Below are 3,787 nucleotides of genomic sequence, written 5' to 3'. Positions count from 1 at the left end.
GCCATGGCCTTCGAGCTTGCGCGCGAGGTTTTCCGGCACGGCGTAGGCCCAGGGCCGCCGGACGAGATGTTCGGCGACGAAGCTGCCGATGTAAGGCCCCTTCACCGCGATCGGCCCGCCGGCGGGCGCCTCACCGCCGTCTCCGGTGGGCGGCAGAATCCCCTGCTCACGCAACTGCGCGATGCTCGACCCGAGCATGACCCGGGCGCATGCCTTGGCCAGCGGCACCGCCGTGGCCTTGGATACGAACGGCACGGTCCGGCTCGCGCGCGGGTTGGCTTCGAGCACGTAGAGAATGTCGTCCTTGAGCGCGTACTGCACGTTGAGCAGCCCCTTGACGCCGATACCCTTGGCCAGAGCCTCCGTGGACTCGCGCACCATCTGCAGATCGGCGCGACCCAGCGTGACCGGCGGCAGCGCACAGGCCGAGTCACCGGAGTGGATACCGGCCTCCTCGATGTGTTCCATCACGCCGCCGATGAATACCTCGTCGCCGTCGCAGAGGGCGTCGACGTCGATCTCGACGGCGTCCTCCAGGAACCGGTCGACCAGCACCGGATGATCGGGGGTCAGCTCGGTTGCGCGGGAGATGTAGTCCTGCAACGACTTCTCGTCGTACACGATCTCCATGCCGCGGCCGCCGAGCACATACGACGGCCGCACCAGCACCGGGTAGCCGATCCGTCCCGCGGTCTCACGCGCCTCGTCGAAGCTGGTGGCGGTGCCGAAGGCCGGTGCGGGCAGCCCGGCGTCGGTGAGCACCCTGCCGAACTCGCCGCGGTCCTCGGCCAGGTCGATGGCCTCGGGTGAGGTGCCGACGATCGGCACGCCCGCCGTCTGCAGCCGGTGCGCCAGGCCGAGCGGGGTCTGTCCGCCGAGCTGCACGATCACCCCGGCGACCGTTCCCGACTGAGCCTCGGCGTGGTACACCTCCAGCACGTCCTCGAAGGTCAGCGGCTCGAAATAGAGGCGGTCGGCGGTGTCGTAGTCGGTGGAGACGGTCTCCGGGTTGCAGTTGACCATCACCGTCTCGAACCCGGCCTCCGACAGCGTCAGCGCCGCGTGCACGCACGAGTAGTCGAATTCGATGCCCTGCCCGATGCGGTTGGGTCCCGAGCCGAGGATCAGCACCTTGTCGCGTTCGGTCTGCGGGGCCACCTCACTGGTGGCCGCGGGATCGAGCTCGTACGACGAATAGTGGTACGGCGTCTTGGCCTCGAACTCGGCGGCGCAGGTGTCGACGGTCTTGTACACCGGCCGCACTCCCGCCTCGATACGGAACTCGCGCACCGCGGCCTCATCCGCGAAATCGCTACGCAACGCGGCAATCTGGCGGTCGGAGAAGCCGGTGCTCTTGGCCTCGCGCAGCAACTCGGCGTCAAGCTCGGCAGCGTCGCGGATCCGGGAGCCCAGCGCTCCGATGGCCTCGATCTCGGCCAGGAACCACGGGTCTATGGCGGTGGCATCGTAGAGCTGTTCGACGGTGGCGCCGGCATCGAAGGCCAGCATGATGCCGTAGAGGCGCCCGTCCTTGGGTGTTCTGAGCGAGTCCAGCAGCGCGGGCAGGTCCACCGACGACGGATCCTGCCGGCCGGCCTCGGTCCAGAATCCGGCGGCCTTGGTCTCCAGCGAGCGCATAACCTTGCCGAGCGCCTCGGCAAAGCTTCGGCCCAGGCTCATCGCCTCACCCACCGACTTCATGGTGGTGGTGAGGGTGTCGTCGGCGCCGGGGAACTTCTCGAACGCGAACCGAGGCGCCTTGACCACCACGTAGTCCAGCGTCGGCTCGAAGCAGGCCGGGGTTTCCTTGGTGATGTCGTTGACGATCTCGTCGAGGCTGTACCCGATGGCCAGCTTCGCGGCGATCTTGGCGATCGGGAAACCGGTGGCCTTCGACGCCAGCGCAGATGACCGCGATACCCGCGGGTTCATCTCGATCACCACGAGGCGACCGTCGCGCGGGTCCTGCGCGAACTGGATGTTGCAGCCGCCGGTGTCGACGCCCACCTCGCGCAGGATCGCGATCGAGAGGTCGCGCATCTTCTGGTACTCGACGTCGGTCAACGTCATCGCGGGGGCGACGGTCACCGAGTCGCCGGTGTGCACGCCCACCGGGTCGACGTTCTCGATGGAGCAGATGACCACCACGTTGTCGCGGTTGTCGCGCATCAGCTCGAGTTCGTACTCCTTCCAGCCGAGGATCGACTCCTCGATGAGCACGTTCGCGGTGGGCGATGCCGCCAAGCCGCCGCCGGCGATGCGTTCGAGGTCGGCGTCGTCGTAGGCCATGCCCGAGCCGAGACCGCCCATCGTGAACGACGGCCGCACCACCACGGGAAAGCCCAGTTCGGCGACGGTCTCGCGGACCTCGTCCATGGTGTGGCACACGCGGGAGCGGGCGCTTTCGCCGCCCACCTTCTCGACGATGTCCTTGAACATCTGCCGGTCCTCGCCACGCTGGATGGCGTCGAAGTCCGCGCCGATGAGTTCGATGTCGTACTTCTCCAGCGAGCCCCGATCATGCAGCGCCACAGCAGCATTGAGGGCAGTCTGCCCGCCGAGGGTGGCCAGCACCGCGTCGATGGGGTGACCGGCGTCGCGCTCGGCCTCGATCACCTTCTCGACGTATTCGGGGGTGATCGGTTCGATGTAGGTGGCGTCGGCGAACTCCGGGTCGGTCATGATGGTGGCCGGGTTGGAGTTGACCAGCGACACCCGCAGGCCCTCGGACTTGAGGACGCGGCACGCCTGGGTGCCGGAGTAGTCGAATTCACAGGCCTGGCCGATGACGATCGGGCCCGACCCGATGACCAGGACGTGGGAGATGTCGGTACGGCGTGGCATCAGGCCCTCGTTCCTTCCAGCAGGGTCGCGAACTTGTCGAAGAGGTAGGCGGCATCGTGCGGACCGGCCGCGGCCTCCGGGTGATACTGCACCGAAAAGGCTTGTCCGGATACCAGTTCCACGCCTTCGACGACGCCGTCGTTGGCGCACACGTGGCTGACGCGGGCGCGGCCGAAGTCGGTGTCGAATTCCTCGCCGGCCTCGCCTTCGAGGGCGAAACCGTGATTCTGGGCGGTGATGGACACCTTGCCGGTGGCCGAGTCGATGACCGGGATGTTGATGCCGCGGTGCCCGAACTTCATCTTGTAGGTGCCCCGCCCGAGCGCCCGCCCCAGGATCTGGTTGCCGAAGCAGATCCCGAACAACGGAATCCCCTCCCCCAGAACCTGTTTGGTCAACTCGACGGTGGCGTCGGCGGTGGCCGGGTCGCCCGGGCCGTTGGACAGGAAGACCCCGTCCACCTTGAGGTCCTTGATCACCTCGAGCGAGGTCGACGACGGCAGCACGTGCGCGCGGATGCCGCGTTCGGCGAACATGCGCGGGGTGTTGGTCTTGATACCCAGATCGAGCGCGGCGACGGTGAAGCGCGCCGGGCCATCGGGTTCGATGACGTAGCCGGTGTCGGTGGACACCTCACCGGCCAGGTCGGCGCCCGCCATCGTGGGCTGCGCCTTGACCCGGCTCAGCAGATCGTCGGTGTCGGCGAGGGCGTCGCCGGAGAACACACCGGCGCGCATCGAGCCGTGGTCGCGCAGCACCCGCACCAGCGTCCGGGTGTCGATGCCGGCGATGCCGACCACACCCTGCTCGACGAGCTTGTCCTCCAGGCTGGTGGTGGCGCGCCAGTTGGACACTCGGCGGGTGGGATTGCGCACCGCGTATCCGGCTACCCAGATCTTGCCGCCGTGCGACTCGTCGTCCTCGGTGTTCCAGCCGGTGTTGC

At 67.7% G+C, this 3,787-nt stretch carries 2 protein-coding genes; both read right to left on the bottom strand.

Going from position 1 to position 3,787, the window contains the following annotated elements; translation table 11 throughout:
* On the bottom strand, positions 1–2,844 hold a 2,844-nt coding region (gene carB / locus Q0627_RS18690; protein WP_298811893.1), incomplete at its 3' end, for a carbamoyl-phosphate synthase large subunit.
* On the bottom strand, positions 2,844–3,787 hold a 944-nt coding region (carA, locus tag Q0627_RS18685), incomplete at its 5' end, for a glutamine-hydrolyzing carbamoyl-phosphate synthase small subunit (RefSeq protein WP_298811891.1). The genes carA and carB, both read right to left, overlap by 1 nt.

Origin of the sequence: uncultured Gordonia sp. (assembly GCF_937858515.1) — a bacterium.
Classification (GTDB): domain Bacteria; phylum Actinomycetota; class Actinomycetes; order Mycobacteriales; family Mycobacteriaceae; genus Gordonia.
This window is presented reverse-complemented; position numbering and strand designations above follow the sequence as displayed.